This is a genomic window from Neochlamydia sp. S13 (assembly GCF_000648235.2).
Lineage (GTDB): Bacteria > Chlamydiota > Chlamydiia > Chlamydiales > Parachlamydiaceae > Neochlamydia.
Window position 1 is genome coordinate 1,479,793 of the sequence record NZ_AP017977.1, and the last position, 18,742, is coordinate 1,498,534.

Genomic DNA, 18,742 nt, shown 5'->3' on the forward strand with positions numbered 1-18,742 from the left:
TCGCGCAAGAGCTCAACCTTCCAAAAGAAATGCACAGCACTATAAAGGAAATAAATGATTATATAGCACAGCTAGGCTTAGCTTAACTTAAAACTTAAGCGTAGGCTGCTTTTTTTAGAAAGTTTAAAATTTTAAAACGTTTGCCTTTCTTTTCAAGATCCATCCGGCATTTAACTTCTTTGTAATACGTTGAGCCTATTTCCTACAGATTAATTTATGGGCATTTACTTAATAGCCAGAAGTACATTTCTCCTATATTGCGATTCCTCTATCTAGATAAAGAGCCTTGGAGCTATGTGTAAAAAAGATTATTGTACCTCAGGAAAATCTAAGCAAAGCTTTGAGGTTAGAAAGTGCTAAAGCTAAGATAAGAAAAGTAATAAGCAAGTGATCGATGCTAGCTAGGCAATTTGGGAAGTAACTGTAGAAAAAATTAGACGACAACTAGTAGAGCAAATGTAAGATAGATATATCAAATCTTTAAGGTTTTATTGAGAGAGGCAAAGGACTCTGTCCTTGATGCTAAAAAGAAGGATTGAGTCCTTGCCCTCGTCAGCTTAAAAAAAATTAATGAACATTTCTCCATATAGCTTTTTTGGAGCCTTGTCCATTTAGAATTTCATAATGACTTTTGGTCACCTGCTTATCCTGCCAATACCAATCTGTCTTAGTAGTATTGCCAATATAGCTTGTGCAAGGACCATGTTTTTGCCCTTTAACCCAGCTAGTTTCTTGAACCACAGTTTTACCATCGCGATAACGACGCTCCACGCCATGTTTACGCCCCTCCACATAAGAGACCTCGGCAATTTTTTCACCATTCGCATACTCTATTGTGATGCCAGACTGTACTCCATTGTTCCACTCTTCCTTTGTGCAAGGTTCGCCAGCTGGCATATAGGTTCTAAGCTGACCATGTATCCTACCATTCGCATAAGGAATAACTTCTTTAGGAGTGCCGTTTTGATGATATGTCGTACGTAAAGTTTGCTGCCCTTTCTCGATGGTATCTACAGAAACAAGAAGGCCATAATTATCACGACGTATACGTTTACCATGATAGTTCACCACTTGAGATTCAAGTTGATTGTCGGGCCCATAGTAAGAACCTTGAAAAAGAAGATTACCTTGAAACTCTTCCTTAGATTTAGGACCTCCTGATTCGTACCAGGTAAGGACAGTGCGGTTTTGCGGTGTGTGATAAAATATTTCTTCTTGAGGAGCACCGGAAAGATAAAAAATGGAGGTTTTTTGCAAAACGCCATTGGCATAGGTTTCTACTTTTTCGATAGCAGAGCTATGAGGATAAGAATAGGTTGTATCTCCATCCAGAACACCGGAATTATAAGTTTTGGTAACGACTACCCCATTGGCTAAAGAAGAGAGAATTTGCCCATGATGGCCACTATCACTCCAATCTTTAGGGCTCACTGGTACACCATAGCGATGCACATAAGTTTCATTAATTACGTCAGGTGAAAAAGAAGATTTTTCTACTTGATGGCATCCCGATAAAGCTATAGCAACCCATGAAAGGCCTAAGAGAGAAACATATTTACTACGCATAAATTCACCTCTAAACATTAATTTTTATAATTTTATAATTGTTTCTTGCAAGACACATGCATGCTCATTGTCAACTTCTTCCTGCGATAAAGTCTTTTGGTCATCTCGATAGAGAAAGCGAAAAGTCATATTTTTCAAGCCGGCTCCTAATTTTTCACTACGATAAATATCTAGCAACTTTACACTTTTAAGAAGCTTTGACGATATAGGAACAAGATCTAAAATGTGTTGAAAGGAAATTTCCTCTTTTACTGTCACTGTCCAATCTCTTTGCGAGCCTGGATAGATAGGAATATCCTTGATCACATAGTCTTCTTGGCGCACACTAAATAGATCATATACATTTAACTCAGCAAAGTAAATCCTTTGCTGGACATCTAGACGTCTGCAAATGGAAGGATGAATTTCTCCCATTGAGCCGATTTCTAAAGAATCAACAAAAATAGCTACCTGGCGGCCTGAATGAAAAGTTTTCAAATCATTTGGCTTAAAAGAAACATTAAACACACGTAATTCCTTAAGCATGTTTTCGATCATTCCTTTCAAATCATAAAAATCAAATTCTCGTTCCTTAGTCGCCCAAGTTTGAGAAGAAGCTTTTCCAGCTAAAACGATGCCTATGACCGATTGATCTTTATATTGTTCTCCTTCTTTATAATGAATGCGACCGATTTCAAATCCGGCTATATCATGATTTTGATGGGCAGCATTATATTTGACCAGCTGTAAAAGGCCTGGTAGCAATGAAGTTCTTAAGGTCGACTGTTCCACAGAGATAGGATTTAAAACTTTAATTGTTTCTAAAGCATTTGTTTGTAGGTTAAGAGTATCTAAAATTGAAGCACCAATCAGATCGCAAGTGATAAACTCTTGCAATCCTTCCCCTATCAAACGCTCTTTAATGGCTCTTTCAAAAAGAAATAAAGGAGCATGAGGAATAGTCGCATTCTTGTACATAGGCTGGGAGCGGCTAATATTATCATACCCGTAAATACGGGCAACTTCTTCGATAAGATCCACTTCGCTTAGCACATCGACGCGATAAGTGGGAACTGTCACACAAAAGTTGTCCTGTCCGTCCCAGGTATAAATAAAGCCTAAGCGTTTAAATATAGCTTCCACCTCACTTACAACTAGATGAGTGCCTAAAAGGCCATTTATCTTGCTTAAACGGCAGCTAACTAGCTTTTCAGCAAACACTTGTTCTTTAATATCGAGAGGCTCTTGTGCAACTTTTCCTAAAGTTAGCTGTTGAATCAGCATGGCTGCACGATTTAAAGCCCATAATACAGCATGAGGATCGGCACCTCTTTCAAAACGCTTGGAGGAATCTGTTTGGAGGCCAAGACGTTTGCTTGTTTTACGAATGGATTTTCTTTCAAAATAAGCTGCTTCTAACAAGATGTGCTGGGTAGAAAGAGTGACTTCAGAGTTGCTACCCCCCATGATACCGGCAAGCGCAATCCCTTTTTCTTTATCAGCAATCAGTAAATCTTCAGCGCTTAACAGGCGGTTCTTTTCATCAAGAGTAGTGAAAATTTCTCCCTCTTTAGCGGTGCGCACAACAATAGTATGTTCGCTGATCTTGTCATAGTCAAAAGCATGTAAAGGCTGTCCACATTCCAAAAATACATAATTGGTAATATCAACGATGTTGTTAATGGAACGAATGCCGCTAGCTTTCAAACGTTTTTTCAACCAATCGGGAGACGGGCTCACTTTAACATCCCTTATCACGCGACAAGCATAGCGCAAGCATTTTTCCTTATCTTGCACAGCAACTTTTATTAACTCTGCTGTATGTAAAGATGGATCTTCAGAAAAGGAGATTTCAGGTAAAACAAGAGGCAATTCTAAGACGGCTGCTAATTCCCTTGCTACACCTATCACACTACTGCAATGTCCTAGATTAGGGGTAAGGCCAATTTCAAATAAGGTATCCGACATTAATATCGCTAGATCAGTACCTACTGGTAGGTGGTCTTCTAGCTCGATAATTCCCTCGTGTTCCTGATCACCTAAACCCAGCTCATCGGCACCACATAGCATGCCAGAAGATTCGATACCTCTTAACTTTGACTTTTTAATCTTAAATCTTTTACCACTATCATCCGTTAAGCTAGCACCTACACGAGCTAGAGCTGTTTTAATGCCGGGGCGGCAATTTGAGGCCCCACATACCACCTGATAGGTTTCTTGACCATCTGTTACTTGGGCTACACACAGCTTATCTGCTTCAGGATGCTTTTCGACGGTAAGGACCTCAGCAACGACTACCCCCTCAAAGCCCTCACCTAGAGTTTCTATTTTTTCCACTTCAAGGCCTGCAGAGGTCAAAGCCTTAGCAATTTCTAAAGGTGGCAGATCGATTGAGATATATTCGCGTAACCAATTCAATGAAATTTTCATAGTATCTAAATTCTTTATAAATAAATGGATGAAGAATAAGAAATAGAATACAGAATTTTGAATAGAAAACAAGAGATAAGATAACAATTAAGTTAAAGGAAATCAAAGGCCTATCTAGTGGATAAAGATTTAGCGTATGTTTTTTAATCCCCCAAAACAATCAAAAAGAAAAAGTTTAAAAAAACCTTTTGATGTAGGAGTATAACTTTTTGATGTAGGAGTATAACTTTTCTTATATCTTGAGAGCTACCTTGTTGATAAAGTTCCCTTGCCTCCGAGCTCGTCTTCCTAACAGCTTCTATAGCTAAGCTTTAAGCAAGCGATCATCTGGTGAAGAAGCAAAGATAGACTTTTGAAGTTTGCTTAGGCAATCATAAAGCTAAAGCCTCGAATAGTAACTCTTAAGGGATAAGGTTAAGATCATCTATTGAGAAAATCATTTCCTTGAAGGCAGCTTAAGCTTTATCGATAAAGCAGCGCTTAAAGGGCCGCTCATTACTCTTCAAAGCCATTAAATAAACCTTTCTTAAACTTAAGGAATTCCTGGCAAGGGCACTACCTAGCAAGCAAACTTTAAGTAGGGCATAAAAACCCTTTACAAAAGGAATGATAAGCAAGAAAAGATAATAAGAATCAAGGCGATTTAATAGGGATAAGGCTTGCTTCATTTTTTTAATGTTAACAAGGAAAGGATAAGGCCTGAGTCGTACTTTTTGCCTAGCAAGTAAAAAAAGACGTTCACGTAAAGATTATATCAATAAAGGGCCGCCCATTACTCTTTAAAGCCATTTGATAAACCTTCCTTAAACTGCAGGAGTTCTTGATAAGAACACTACCTAGCGAGTGGACTTTAAGTAGGGCATAAAAAGTCTTTACAAAAGGAAGGATAAGCAAGCAAAGACGATAAAAATCCAGGCTATTTAATAGAGATAAAGCTTGCTTCATTTTTCTAATGTTAACAAGGAAAGGATAAGGCCTGAAATGCACTTTTTGCCTAGCAAGCAAAAAAAGCATGCAAGCTAAGATTATACCAATACAGTAAGTGAAGAAAAGATCTAAAAATATTCTGACTAACCTTAACTTCTCCTCATGAAGCTTATGCAGGTTCCTATCATGCAACATAGCAAGGTACTAAAGCCAAAATTTTTCAAACGGTTTGTTGAAAATATTTTATACAAGCTAGAAAAGGAGATATTTTCTATTTAAACTTTAAGTAGCTTAGCTTATAAAGCAACAAAAAAATTTATAGATACTAGTGTCAAATGTCTAAATTTAACCAGAATCAAATAGAAAGGCCTTAGGTGTATGCTATCAGAAAATTCGCATGTTCATCCTCTTATCTTCCCTGCATTTACAAATATAGAGGAAGAATCTATTAGCCTTAGGAAAGATACTTCTGTTTATGCAGAAATAAGCCTAAAAATATTTGCAGAGTTAAACCTGTCAGATTTAAACCAAGCAAAGCTTGTATGTAGAGCTTGGAAACAGCTCATTCAAAGCAGCAACCTATGGAAAAGCTTTGGTTCAGTAGGCCCTAGAATTACTGCTCTAAGAGGAAATTTGCTTGATGGTAATCGAACAGATTTACTTGATCCATCTACGGGCGAGTGGGCACCAAGGCAAATAGCTCTATTCTTGTGGCACGATCCCACCACCATTATCAGCGATTCACTAATAGTAAAGGTAAATGCTGCGGCTGCTTATCTTAAAGAAGAAGGATTCGCACTAAAAGGCGTGGCGAGCGATGGTGATTGCTTTTTTAACGCTTTTTTAGAAAGCTATGCCTATCTTGCTAGAAAAATTCCTTTGCTAGAAGAGCAGGCAGATAAAATCTCCTATCTAAGGCAAGTACTTTCAAGCCTTGTAAAGCATACAGACAGCCAAAGAGCTGAAGAAATAAGAGAGAAAGAAGCTTGGATAAGTGGCATTGGTGAAGGAGATTTACTAGCTTTAGCTTTATCCATTCCTATCAAGCTGATAACGGTTAATGAGGAGCAGCAGATGTGCGGGATTCATGATAGGTTAATTTTTCCACAAGCAGGACTAGCTGAAGATGATAGATCCCAGGAATGGAAAGCTATCTCTCTAGAAGAAAGACCTAAAGAATACATTTTTATTATCGATTTAGGTGGCCACTTTGTTTATGCGCTACCCTTAAAGCAAACTCACTCTCCTCTTTCAAAATCAAAAGTTCCTCATAACTTTTTTTCACACGAAGATAATTCTTTTTATCCTCATAAAAAGGCTAAAATAATACTGAAGACAAGCGGAATTAAAAGAGCTTTACCACAAACTACGCCTGCTAATAAATCCCGTAAGAAAAGAAGATTAGCGTCTTCTTCTTTAACTACCCTGCCCTTAAAAATTTTTGAACGGATTTTTCTTTCTTTCAGCAGCTTGAGCGATAATGAATTAAGAAGCATCCTTGATGCTAGAAGCTGTGCAAAAGTGTTTAGAAAACAAATGCCAAGTAACACCACACTTTTAACAAAGTATCAACCTCAGAAAATGCCACTTTATTTGGACAAACTTGCAGAGTGGTTACAAGAGACGATCTCTCCAATTAATCAGAGTAGGAATGTATTAACAAATGCTAGGCTAGAGAATGCTGAAGAGGCCTATACGCAAGCTTTAAATCTTGCTGTTCGAGAAAAAGATCTCCTTCAAGAAAGCTTTTGCATAGAAAAATTAGGTGACATTTACTTAAAGAAAGAAACACCCGAAACACTTTTACAAGCGGCAGGACTTTACAATTATGCCTTACGCCTAGCTCCTGAAGAAAGACAAGAAATTATTAGAAATAGACTTTCTCACGTACAAAATTTACTTGCTAGAGAATGTAAAGGAAAATCGCTTGATTCTGCGGTAATAAAGAAACAATTCGAAAGCAATCGCTATACATTAAAAAAATTTAGAGAAGAAATAGAGAAGAAAGTTCAAGCTCTGCCAGAGAGCCCTTCTTCTCAAGAGGTAAAAGAGCTGTATGGTGAGATAGCTTACCAAATAAAAATTTTCTTTGAGCAACTTACAATACAGGCTCTGCATCAATTAGATACTGCGCCTTGTGAATATGCCATGATAGGCTTTGGTTCATTAGCTAGAGAAGAGATGACTCCTTATTCTGACTTAGAATTTGGCATTCTTATCCAAGAAGACAATCCTATACACAAGAAATATTTTAAGAATCTAACCAATCTACTTCACTTAAAGGTTATCAACTTAGGAGAAACTATCCTTCCTGCTTTAAATATTCCTTGCTTAAAAAAAATAGGCTTTTTCGATGGCATTACGCCACGAGGCTTTGCCTTTGATGGAGCAGGAGTAGAAGGAAAAGGCTGTAAAACTCCTTTAGGTAATGGCAAAACATTTGAACTTATCCAAACTCCTGAACAGATGGCCCAATATGTGGGTAAAGATGAAAAAGGCCAGTGGTGGCATGAAAAAGAACCTCATCTTCCTATGGAATTGCTAAACCATACTCATCTACTAGGCAATGGGGAGTTAACTAAAGCTTATGATGAGAAAATTCGAGAGGGGCTTGATATTCCTCATCAAGAAAACTTTGATCTGCGTCACTATTTAGCTAAAGAGCACCTTGTGTTAGCTGATATGGAAACTTTTAATCCGGGAATGGGTGATTTAGACAAGCACGGTATGCTTTTTCAAGTTAAAAATGATTTTTACCGGTTTCCTCATTTAGCTATTGACCGGCTAGCTCTTTTAAAAAAAGTAACAGTTTCCGACACTTTTACTAGGATTGACAAGCTAAGTGAGCTAGGGATTATAACACAAGGAGCCACTGAAAAGTTAAAGGATTGGATGAGCCTAGCATTATTTATGCGTCTTAAAACTTATTCTCATTATCGAGCGCAAAAAGAAATGATGAATCCTCTCCTTAAACCCTTTGGATTTGAGGATCCAAATCTTATTAGACAGCAGTTTGCTTTAGATCATAAAAGTTTAAAAGGGATAAAAAAGATCTACCGGATCTTTATTCCTTTTTACCAAGCCATTGAGGAATTTTTAAAAGGCAATGAAGATGAACTTAAATCGTCTGATTTGGAAGATAACTCACCTGAGACAAAAGGAGATATATACCAGCGGCTTTTTCAACATAAAAAAGCAGAAAAATGGTATCTTTTAGCGAAAGAAATAAATCCGCGGAATGCGAGGGTTTTAAATGCTCTTGCAATGACCTACGGCAAACAAGGCAATTTAGATAGAGCGGAGGAGCATTTAAACAAAGCTCTTACTATTAACCTTAAGCTTTTTGGTGATAATCATCCTGCCGCGGCAACAAATTACAACAATCTAGGAACAATCTACCAAGAACAAGGCCACTTAGGCAAAGCGGTTAAGTATGCTGAGAAAGCCTTTGCTATTAACCTTAAGCTTTTTGGGGAAGATCATTCCACCGTGGCAGCTTGTTACGGCAATCTAGGAATAATCTACAAAGATCAAGGCAACTTAGACAAAGCGATTGAGTATGCTGAGAAAGCCCTTGATATTGACTTTAAGCTTTTTGGTGAAAACTATTCCACCATAGCAATTCGTTACAGCAATCTGGGACAAATTTATCAAGGCCGAGGCAAATTAGACAAAGCAGCAGAATACAGTCAAAAAGCCCTTGCTATTGACCTTAAGCTTTTTGGTGAAAATCATCCCACCGTGGCAATTCGTTACAGCAATTTAGGAGCAATCTACCAAGAACAAGGCAACTTAGACAAAGCGGCTGAGTATGCTGAGAAGGCCCTTGCTATTAACCTTAAGCTTTTTGGTGAAAATCATTCCACCGTGACAAGAAATTACAACAACCTAGGAGCAATCTACAAAGATAAAGGCAATTTAGACAAAGCGCTAGAATATAGCCAAAAATCCCTTGCCATTAACCTTAAGCTTTTCGGTGAAAATCATCCCACCGTAGCAATTCTTTACAACAACCTAGGACAAGCCTACCGAGAACAAGGCAAATTAGACAAAGCAGCTGAGTACAGCAACAAATCCCTTGCTATTGATCTTAAGCTTTTCGGTGATAATCATCACCCTGTGGCAACAACTTACAACAACCTAGGACTAATCTACCTAGAACAAGGCAACTTAGACAAAGCGGTAGAGTATAGCGTTAAAGCACTTGCTATTGGCCTTAAGCTTTTTGGTGAAAATCATCCTGCCGTGGCAAGAAATTACAATAACATGGGAGGAATCTACAATGAGCAAGGTAATTTAGGCAAAGCAGCAGAATATTATAATAAAGCCCTTGCTATCAATCTTAAGCTTTTTGGTGAAAATCATCCCGCCGTGGCAACTTGTTACGGCAATCTAGGAATAATCTGCGAAGGGCAAGGCAATTTAGACAAAGCGCTAGAATATAGCGTTAAAGCTCTTGCTATTCATCTTAAGCTTTTTGGTGAAAATCATCCTGACGTGGCCAGCAATTACAATAACCTAGGACTAATCTACAAAGAACAAGGTAATTTAGGCAAAGCAGCAGAATATTATAATAAAGCACTTGCTATTGGCCTTAAGCTTTTTGGTGAAAATCATCCTGACGTGGCCAGCAATTACAATAACCTAGGACTAATCTACAAAGAACAAGGTAATTTAGGCAAAGCAGCAGAATATTATAATAAAGCACTTGCTATTGGCCTTAAGCTTTTTGGTGAAAATCATTCCACCGTGGCAACAAATTACAATAACATAGGAGGAATCTACAATGAGCAAGGTAATTTAGGCAAAGCAGCAGAATATTATAATAAAGCCCTTGCTATCAATCTTAAGCTTTTTGGTGAAAATCATCCCGCCGTGGCAACTTGTTACGGCAATCTAGGAATAATCTGCGAAGGGCAAGGCAATTTAGACAAAGCGCTAGAATATAGCGTTAAAGCTCTTGCTATTCATCTTAAGCTTTTTGGTGAAAATCATTCCACCGTGGCAACAAATTACAACAACCTCGGACTAATCTATCAAGACCAAGGCAAGTTAGACGAGGCGGCTGAGTATAGCAACAAAGCACTTGCTATTGATCTTAAGCTTTTCGGTGAAAATCATCCTGCCGTGGCAAGAAATTACAACAACCTAGGACTAATCTACAAAGAACAAGGCAATTTAGGCAAAGCGCTAGAATATAGCCAGAAAGCCTTTGCTGTTAACCTTAAGCTTTATGGTGAAAATCATCCTGCCGTAGCAAAAAATTACAATTACATAGGAGGAATCTACAATGAGCAAGGTAATTTAGGCAAAGCAGCAGAATATTATAATAAAGCCCTTGCTATCAAGCTTAAGCTTTTTGGTGAAAATCATTCCACCGTGGCAGCTTGTTACGCCAATCTCGGAATAATCTACAAAGAACAAGGTAATTTAGGCAAAGCGCAAGAATATAGCGTTAAAGCTCTTGCTATTCATCTTAATCTTTTTGGTGAAAATCATTCCGCCGTGGCAACAAATTACAACAACCTAGGACTAATCTATCAAGACCAAGGCAAGTTAGACGAGGCGGTTGAGTATAGCAACAAAGCACTTGCTATTGATCTCAAGCTTTTCGGTGAAAATCATCCTGCCGTGGCAAGAAATTACAACAACCTAGGACTAATCTACAAAGAACAAGGCAATTTAGACAAAGCGCTAGAATATAGCCAGAAAGCCTTTGCTGTTAACCTTAAGCTTTATGGTGAAAATCATCCTCACGTAGCAACAAATTACACCAACCTAGGACTAATCTACGAAGAACAAGGCAATTTAGACAAAGCGCTAGAATATAGCCAGAAATCCTTTGCTATTAACCTTAAACTTTTTGGTGAAAACCATTCCACCGTGGCAGCAAATTACAGTAGCCTAGGACAAATCTACAAAGAACAAGGCAAGTTAGACGAGGCGGCTGAGTATAGCAACAAAGCACTTGCTATTGATCTTAAGCTTTTCGGTGAAAATCATCCCACCGTAGCAATTCTTTCCAACAACCTAGGACAAATCTACAAAGAACAAGGCAAGTTAGACGAGGCGGTTGAATATAGCAACAAAGCACTTGCTATTGATCTCAAGCTTTTCGGTGAAAATCATCCCACCGTAGCAATTTTTTACAACAACCTAGGACAAATCTACAAAGAACAAGGCAATTTAGACAAGGCGGCTGAGTATGCCACGAAAGCGCTTGCCATTAACTTTAAGCTTTTTGGAGAAAATCATTCCTCTATGGTAAAAGGTTATGATGACTTGGGACAGCTCTGCAAAGAACAAGGTAATTTAGAGCAGGCCGCTAAGTATACCGAGAATGCTCTCGCTATTGCCCTTAAACTTTTCGGAGAAAATCATCCCACCGTGGCAATTTGTTACTACAACCTTGGCCGAATCTACCAAGAACAAGGCAAGTTAGGCGAGGCGGCTGAGTACAGCAACAAAGCACTTGTCATTAACCTTAAGCTTTTGGGTGAAAATCATCCCACGGTGGCAATTTGTTACAACAATTTAGGAATAGTCTACCAAGCCCAGGGTAACTTAGACAAAGCGACTGAGTATGCTGAGAAAGCCTTTGTTATTAACCTTAAGCTTTTTGGTGAAAACCATCCCACCGTGACAACAAATTACAGCAACCTGGGTGAAATCTATCTAGAACAAGGCAATTTTGGCAAAGCGGCTGAGTATGCTGAAAAAGCACTCGCCATTAATCTTGAGCTTTTTGGTGAAAATCATCCCACCGTGGCAAGAGATTACAACAACCTAGGACAAATCTTCAAAGAACAAGACAATTTAGATAAAGCGGTAGAATATAGCATTAAAGCCCTTGCTATCAATCTTAAGCTGTTTGGTGAAAACCATTCCTCCGTGGCAACAAATTACAACAACCTAGGACAAATCTACCAAGACCAAGGCAACTTAGACAAAGCGCTAGAATATAGCAACAAAGCTCTTACCATTAACCTTAAGCTTTTTGGTGAAAATCATCCCACCACGGCAACAAATTACAGCAACCTAGGACAAATTTACCGAGATCAAGGCAACTTAAACAAGGCAGCTGAGTATACAAACAAAGCGCTCACCATTAACTTGAAGCTTTTTGGTGAAAATCATCCCACCGTGGCAACAAGCTACAACAACCTAGGACAAATTTACAAAGACCAAGGCAATTTAGACAAAGCAGCAAAATCTAGTAACAAAGCACTTGCTATTAACCTTAACCTTTTCGGTGAGAACCATTCCAAGATAGCAACAGATTATAACGATTTAGGATGGATTTACCAATTAACAGGAAATATGGAAAAGGCGCTTGAGTATGTCAATCACGCTCTTAGAATTGCTATCGACCTCTATGGTAACAACCATCCTACCGTAGCCGCGCTTGTAACCCGCCAGCAAACACTTAAGAAAGAGATATAGGGCACCAAAAATGGAGATAATATAAAAATGGCAAAGAATTCCTGGCAATAAAGGTAACATTGAAGAATGTAATACGAATGCCATCCTATATCACTTTCCACAAATCTATTCCTCTAGCTACTCAAAGGCGAGTCGCTTTAAGAATAGAAAGTTGAACCCCTGTAGTATGACCTAAATCGAATAAAGAAGGTAGATCAGGGTTACTATCCATATAGATATTCAAAGTCTTCATCATCCTTAATTTCGCCTCCTCAGGAAGCTCATTTAAGGTGTTTACAAGAAGCATGGCAAGCATGGCCATATTGGAGTCTTTTAAGGAAAAAGGATCTGATAACACATCCATGAATTCTTTAGAAGTTATCCATTCATATTTGGCTTTATATATCCCTCCTAAGGCAGCGGCAAGTAACATCGCCTGCATTTGCTGAGCTAAAACTTTTTTCTCTCCTTCATTCATAGAGGTTGCTGAAGGCAATTTGTCGACGATAGTCATGAGATAACCGCCTAGAACTCCATCAAGTGACCATTGAGCTATTTGAGTAGCAAATTTATGGGCGATGACTTTTTCATCTGTCAATCCAGGATTTTTTTGTAAGGCTTGAGCAATTTGTGTCCCAAAAATAGCGCGAATAAAAATAGTAGCCACTGCCAGAACTAATCCCCCCGCCATATTTAGGTCTTGCAATAAAGGGTTTAATTCCTTTCTTCGGTCGGCCTCTCTTTTTTCTTCTGCTATTTTTTTTAAACTTTGCGACCAGCTATCTAAAATGTTTAGGCAAATTTTATCCATCGCTAATTGGCTAATAGCTATTATGTTATTAGCATCAGGAGGAATTAATAAGGGATTGGAAAGAGGAGGCAAATAAAGTGAAGCCACCACTGCACTCGCTTTTTCGATAGAATCTTTAGAATGCAGAGAGGTCTCTTGGACTTTGGAGTCCAATGCTGAAGTTTGCTTAGGTTGGTAAAGTGCCTCAGCATTAGGTAAACCTGATTGATTACCCATTCCTGTATTCAGGTTAGTAAAATCTTGGCTCATAAGGACATCCTCTGCTATACATCTTTCTCTTCTTAGTGTAACACATCCAACCATTTTGTAAAATAATTTATTGAAAAATCAAAAGGCTTAGATTAGCGGTTCCTTTATTATTTTTTAGCTGCAGCGATTATTGAATGCCTTTTTCTTTCCTTATTGCAAAAATTCATGTTAGAATGCGAAATATTAACAAAGATAACGGAAAGAAAAATTAATGACAGAAAACACCCATTTTACCCATAAAGCTCCTATTGAGCATGTAGCCGAAAAACTAGCCGAAGGAAAATTCTCAACGGTGGAAGTGCATGGAACTGAAATTCCTGGCCATTTTTCTGCTGCCGCCGATGCGGCCCGTGAAACAGCAGTAGTCTTGCTTCTCATGAGTTGCCTTATTCTTTCATTTAAATTGCCTCTCCTTTCCCTCACTTTGGCCCTAATTATCTTTTCTACGGGATGGACGCTATGGAAGTTTGGACGCAGTGCCTGGCTTGGCTGGTCACGTCTAGAAAGATTGCATCGTCTTGTTAAACAAGAAAAATGGGAAATTGATCATAATCGTGAACAAGAAAAAATGGAGCTTAAAGATCTATATGCCAACAAAGGCTTTGAAGGCAAAATGTTAGATCATATAGTGGAGGTTTTAATGGCTGATGGCGACCGCCTTCTTAGGGTAATGGTAGAAGAAGAGCTAGGCCTTAAACTTGAATCTCATGAGCACCCTTTAAAGCAAGCTTGCGGTGCTGGCTTAGGAGCAATTGCTGCCGCTGCTATGGTTCTCACCTGCCAGTTAGTAGCACCAGGATTTCAAGGTTTAGTCATAGGTTCTTTAGGAACGATAGCTGCGGCTTCAGCGCTCTCAGCTTATTATGAGCAGAACCGTATGATTCCCGCTATTATCTGGAATGGAGGGCTCGCCATTTTAGCTTATGCCTGGGTCTATTTTCTCCATGAATTTTTTTTTAGACAAGGCTGATTATTATGCATGCTAGCAAGACTCACAGACCTGCTTTTGGAGAGTTTTTTGAATTGGATTCTCCTGAAACTTCAAGCCCTTTCATTAAGCCCGCAAGTCGTCAGTGGGGAGTCAATCTTACCTTAAAGGCTTCAATAGCAGCTACTATTTTACTCGCTATTTCTTTTGCATTTTCCTGGTTTAAGGTTACTCATTCCCTATCTACATTATTACTAGTTATAGTTTATTTTTTAGCAGGCATTCCTGCCTTAATCGAATCTTTTGAGGATCTAGCTAATTTAGATATTAATATTGATATTTTGATGACTTTAGCTGCATTTTCTTCCGTTTTAATTGGAAGCGGAATGGAAGGAGGGTTACTACTTGTCCTTTTTGCTCTATCAGGTGCCATGGAGCAAGCGGTCACAGAAAAAGCTAAAAGTGCTATCAGTGCTTTGCATAAACTTTCTCCCACCAAAGCTAGTATAGTACAACCAGATGGGACATTACTAGAGAGAGCTATCAATGAAATTCAGGTAGGCGAAAATATTCTAGTTAAATCGGGTCAAGTGGTGCCTTTAGATGGAGTAGTGACTGAGGGCATTTCAAGCGTAAATCTTGTCCACCTGACAGGCGAAAATTTTCCTGTGACAAAAAAAGTCGGAAATGAGGTGCCAGCTGGAGCCACTAACTTAGATGGAGCTCTTGTTTTGCAAGTGCTTAGAACTAGCTCTGACTCGACCTTGGCCAAAATCATTCAATTAGTTACTCAAGCTCAAGATGCCAGACCTAAGCTTCAACGCTGGTTTGATAAGTTTAGCCGCCGTTATGCTATTTCTATCATTTGCTTATCCGCCTTCTTCGTGCTCATTTTGCCTTATCTACTTTCTATCCCTTTTCTAGGCATGGAAGGATCAGTATATAGAGCTCTAGCTTTTTTAATAGCCGCTTCACCCTGTGCCTTAATTATAGCTATGCCTATTGCTTATCTAAGTGCTGTAGGAGCTTGTGCAAAGCGCGGCATTTTGCTAAAAGGAGGAGTCATTTTAGATGCATTAGTTTCTTGTAATATAGTAGCCTTCGATAAAACAGGTACCCTAACCACAGGAGAACTTACCTGCGCAGCTATAGAAACCTTGGATCAAGGAATTGATAAAGCTACAGCCCTCAGCATCGCTTTTGCGCTGGAAAAAAATGCCGTACACCCTATAGCCAAAGCTATCTTAGCTTATTCTCATCACACTAAAACTTTACCCGTCGAGCTTAAAAATTTTAAAGCAATCCCAGGCAGTGGCCTTGAAGGAACCGTTATTCTACCCGAGGGAGATGTTCCTGTCCTTATTGGACACCCTGAATTTATTGCAGGAAAATTAAGTCCTACCCAGGCTAAAGTTTTATTAGATAAATGTGAGGAATTACAAAGTCAGGGTGAACTTGTCTCCCCTCTTCTAGCTGGTAAACACTTAGTATTATTCCGCTTTCTCGATACAATACGGCCTAACATTCAAAACACTTTAAAAAATCTTAGCCAAAAGATGGGCTTAAAGCTGGTTATGTTGACGGGTGATCATCAATATAGTGCTGAGCGCATTGCTAAGGAGCTTGGTATCTCCTCTTTTTATGCTAATTTGAAACCGGAAGATAAACTAAAACATGTAGCACAACTGGCGGAAAAAGAAGGTTTGGCCATGGTGGGGGATGGCATTAACGATGCCCCTGCTCTTGCACGCGCAACAGTAGGTATTTGCATGGGAAAAGTAGGAACAACTACAGCTGTTGAAGCCGCTGACATTGTGCTTTTGCAAGATAATATTGAACGACTAGATTGGCTTTTTCTTAAGGCAAAAAGAACTCAACGAGTTGTAAAGCAAAACCTTTTTATAGCTATTGCAGCCATTTTTATTGCTACTATTCCTTCTATTGCTGGATTCATCCCTTTATGGCTAGCAGTACTGATGCATGAAGGAGGCACTGTAATAGTAGGACTAAATGGGCTACGTCTTCTAAAAAGTTAAACCTTGTCTTCTATCTAAGCCGGCCTGATATTAACACCTAGGCTTACTAATTTAGCTCCTCTTCTAAAAGCAATCCTAAGCTAAAAAAATTTTGATAATCCATAGAGGATTTTTTAAAGAGGAGTTTTTTTTAATGTCTTCTTAAGCTAATTCATTGACTTAAAGTTATAGTGGATTAAATGCTTACAAGTACGCAAAAGAGCTCTTAAGAGTCCCTCACCTCCTTTCTTATCCTCTCTTACTATTTTTTTACTCCCCTCTATTTAGTAGTGTATCCTGGCAAATATTCTTTTAATTTAATGTTAATGAAATATGTTGTAAAAAAAACATTCTCATTCTATAAATTGTTGTTATAAATAAACTTACGTTTACCAAGGAGAAAAAAATGTCCGCACCTACCGTAACAAGAGCTAGAGTTGCAGAGCCAGCGATGGAAAGACAATCTTTAGCAGATAAAAAAAATATGCCGGTTCAGTTTGGTTCAATGAACAGAGGCAAGACTTTTACAATCGCCACTTTAGGGGTCACAGCAAGCGTGGCAGCAGTCGCAGCTGTTGCAGCTGCAGTTTTTTCTTCTTACTTGGTAGCTGCTATAGCGGCCACGGCTTTAGTGACAACAATTTTAGCTACTATTTCCGCCACTCGTATAAATCTTTCTGCTGAAGATTTAAAAAAACATAGTGAACTTACAACCCAAGTTGCTCGCCTTGAAACCCGACTTCAAGAGCTCAATCGGCTAAAAGCCAATGCGGAGGCAGAGGAAAATCAAAGCATTAAAGAATTCGATGCAGAGCTTCATACAGGCGAAGGTGAAATAACATCCCCATTGACTCAAGAGAAATTAGAGGATGCAGCAAAAATTCTAGGGAAGCATAGAAGTGAGATAAAAGACATAAAGGAAAAGTTAGTAAATCTTAACAAAAGTTTGTTAAATGCAGAAAGCACGAAACAACGAATGAAAGAGGATTATGAGACTCAGATAAAAGCAAAAGAAGCTAAAATCCTGGAACTAAGCAAACAATTAGACAAGATCCAAAAACAGTTAGAAGAAACGCAAAAAAATATCCCTCAACAAACAGTTCCTACCCAAGGACAAGTAAATAGCAAAGAAAAAATTAAGGTAGAGGCTCAGGAGAAGGAAAAGGTAAAGCTACAAGCCGCCTTGGAGCAACTTATTCAAGAAAAAAAACACTTAGAAGATAGCTTAAAAGCAAAAAATGCCGACTTTGACCAACTTAAAAATACGCATCAGAAATTGTTAGAACAAAAAGGAAATGAGGTTTTTGAACTGCAAGAAAAATTAAAAGCGGTTAAAAAAATGCTGCAGTCTCAACAGCATTCTGAAGAAATAGCTCAGAAAAATGCCGCACTGGATGCGCAAGTAGAAGCCCTGAGAAAACAAATTCAGAACCAAGCCACCAACGTAGAGACCAAAGAAAAGCAGATAGTAGAGCTTCAAAAAAATATCCAGACCTTTCGCAAAGAGAATGAAAAATTAAGTCACGAATTTATCAACTTGAAAGAACTGAATGCTACCTTAGTAGAAAGAATTAAAGAGGAAAAAATTAGACATCCTGAAGATAAATCTTCCAGCGATAAACAAGTAAGATTTGCTCACGAGAAAAACTCTCAACCTGCTGCCCAAACTTCTCCTTTACACTTTACCCCTCAAATGGAAGATGATTTGAAACAGTATTTTAGAGCCAAAGATATGGCCTTAACCTTTTCTATCGAGCAGCAACTCCATGTATTAGGCGTATTAAAAAAAGAGATCCTAGCATTAGGCAGTAAAGTTAGCAATGAAGCAAGAGAGTCTGCTATTGAATGGATTGACATAAATTTCAATAACTTAATATTTAAAAAATATGAGGCTTTTAAAACAGAAATTGAAGATCTAAGAGAGAAATTAAAACAGAATAATGCTTTGGTTACCAATGAAAACGAGCTAGAGGAGCTTAAGAAAGAAACACAAAACCTTAAAAATGAGCGGCTGCTTTACATTAAAGATAAAGCAGATCTTTTAGAAAAATTTAAGGCTAAATTAGAAGAAAACAAAAAAGCTAACAAAAAGATTATTCCTCTTGTGGAGCACTGCCTTACATCTCTTAATATGAAGAAATAAGCTATAAAGGCTAATCATTTTATCTTTCTTTTAAGGTCTTGCTGTGCCCGGCAAGACCTGCCTTCAAGCTGCTTCTCTTATTCCATTTTTCGACAAATAAAAAAATAAAGCCAAATACTTTGTTCTTTTAGAGAATAAAAAGCAAGCAGAAAATTTAAACAATAATAGATAGGCTCCATTTTAAAAAGTTATCTTCCCTAACTAAATCATATTCCTCTTGTAAAAAAACCTAAGTACACTTATAAACTTAAGGTCATTTTACGCTGAAATTT

Annotated in this window: 7 protein-coding genes; 4 read left to right on the plus strand and 3 right to left on the minus strand. The window is 38.3% G+C overall.

What is annotated here, in order from left to right:
* Positions 1-567: 567 nt before the first annotated feature.
* Positions 568-1,566: a toxin-antitoxin system YwqK family antitoxin gene (locus TY21_RS05765; protein ID WP_042239190.1), complete on the minus strand. Its 999-nt coding sequence runs from the start codon at positions 1,564-1,566 to the stop codon at positions 568-570.
* 24 nt (positions 1,567-1,590) lie between these two features.
* Positions 1,591-3,975 carry a phenylalanine--tRNA ligase subunit beta gene (pheT, locus tag TY21_RS05770; protein WP_042239194.1) on the minus strand — a complete coding sequence of 795 codons (2,385 nt, stop codon included), beginning with the start codon at positions 3,973-3,975 and terminating at the stop codon, positions 1,591-1,593.
* A 1,305-nt stretch (positions 3,976-5,280) separates the two neighbouring features.
* On the opposite strand from pheT, the gene TY21_RS05775 reads away from it, so the two are divergent.
* Positions 5,281-12,345, plus strand: coding sequence for a tetratricopeptide repeat protein (locus TY21_RS05775; RefSeq protein ID WP_130589575.1), 7,065 nt, complete (start codon positions 5,281-5,283; stop codon positions 12,343-12,345).
* A gap of 121 nt (positions 12,346-12,466) precedes the next feature.
* Here the strand turns inward: TY21_RS05775 and TY21_RS05780 are convergent, their stop codons facing one another.
* Complete coding sequence (locus TY21_RS05780) at positions 12,467-13,384, minus strand: hypothetical protein (protein ID WP_042240445.1); 918 nt, start codon at positions 13,382-13,384, stop codon at positions 12,467-12,469.
* A gap of 211 nt (positions 13,385-13,595) precedes the next feature.
* Here TY21_RS05780 and TY21_RS05785 point away from each other — a divergent pair, with 211 nt between their 5' ends.
* The 3 genes from TY21_RS05785 to TY21_RS05795 all read left to right on the plus strand — a co-directional run bounded on the left by TY21_RS05785 (position 13,596) and on the right by TY21_RS05795 (position 18,470).
* Entirely contained in the window at positions 13,596-14,354 is a 759-nt protein-coding gene (locus TY21_RS05785) for a VIT1/CCC1 transporter family protein (RefSeq protein ID WP_042240442.1), read from the plus strand.
* A gap of 5 nt (positions 14,355-14,359) precedes the next feature.
* Complete coding sequence (locus TY21_RS05790; protein ID WP_042240439.1) at positions 14,360-16,348, plus strand: heavy metal translocating P-type ATPase; 1,989 nt, start codon at positions 14,360-14,362, stop codon at positions 16,346-16,348.
* Between the two features lie 385 nt (positions 16,349-16,733).
* A complete protein-coding gene (locus TY21_RS05795) occupies positions 16,734-18,470 on the plus strand; it encodes a hypothetical protein (protein WP_042240436.1) in 1,737 nt (578 codons plus the stop codon).
* Positions 18,471-18,742 lie beyond the last annotated feature (272 nt).

Excerpts from the sequence above, each read along its gene's own strand:
- pheT (WP_042239194.1), bottom strand. The coding sequence starts at position 3,975 with ATGAAAATTTCATTGAATTGGTTACGCGAATATATCTCAATCGATCTG.
- TY21_RS05775 (WP_130589575.1), top strand. The coding sequence starts at position 5,281 with ATGCTATCAGAAAATTCGCATGTTCATCCTCTTATCTTCCCTGCATTT.
- TY21_RS05790 (WP_042240439.1), top strand. The coding sequence starts at position 14,360 with ATGCATGCTAGCAAGACTCACAGACCTGCTTTTGGAGAGTTTTTTGAA.
- TY21_RS05795 (WP_042240436.1), top strand. The coding sequence starts at position 16,734 with ATGTCCGCACCTACCGTAACAAGAGCTAGAGTTGCAGAGCCAGCGATG.
- TY21_RS05785 (WP_042240442.1), top strand. The coding sequence starts at position 13,596 with ATGACAGAAAACACCCATTTTACCCATAAAGCTCCTATTGAGCATGTA.
- TY21_RS05765 (WP_042239190.1), bottom strand. The coding sequence starts at position 1,566 with ATGCGTAGTAAATATGTTTCTCTCTTAGGCCTTTCATGGGTTGCTATA.
- TY21_RS05780 (WP_042240445.1), bottom strand. The coding sequence starts at position 13,384 with ATGAGCCAAGATTTTACTAACCTGAATACAGGAATGGGTAATCAATCA.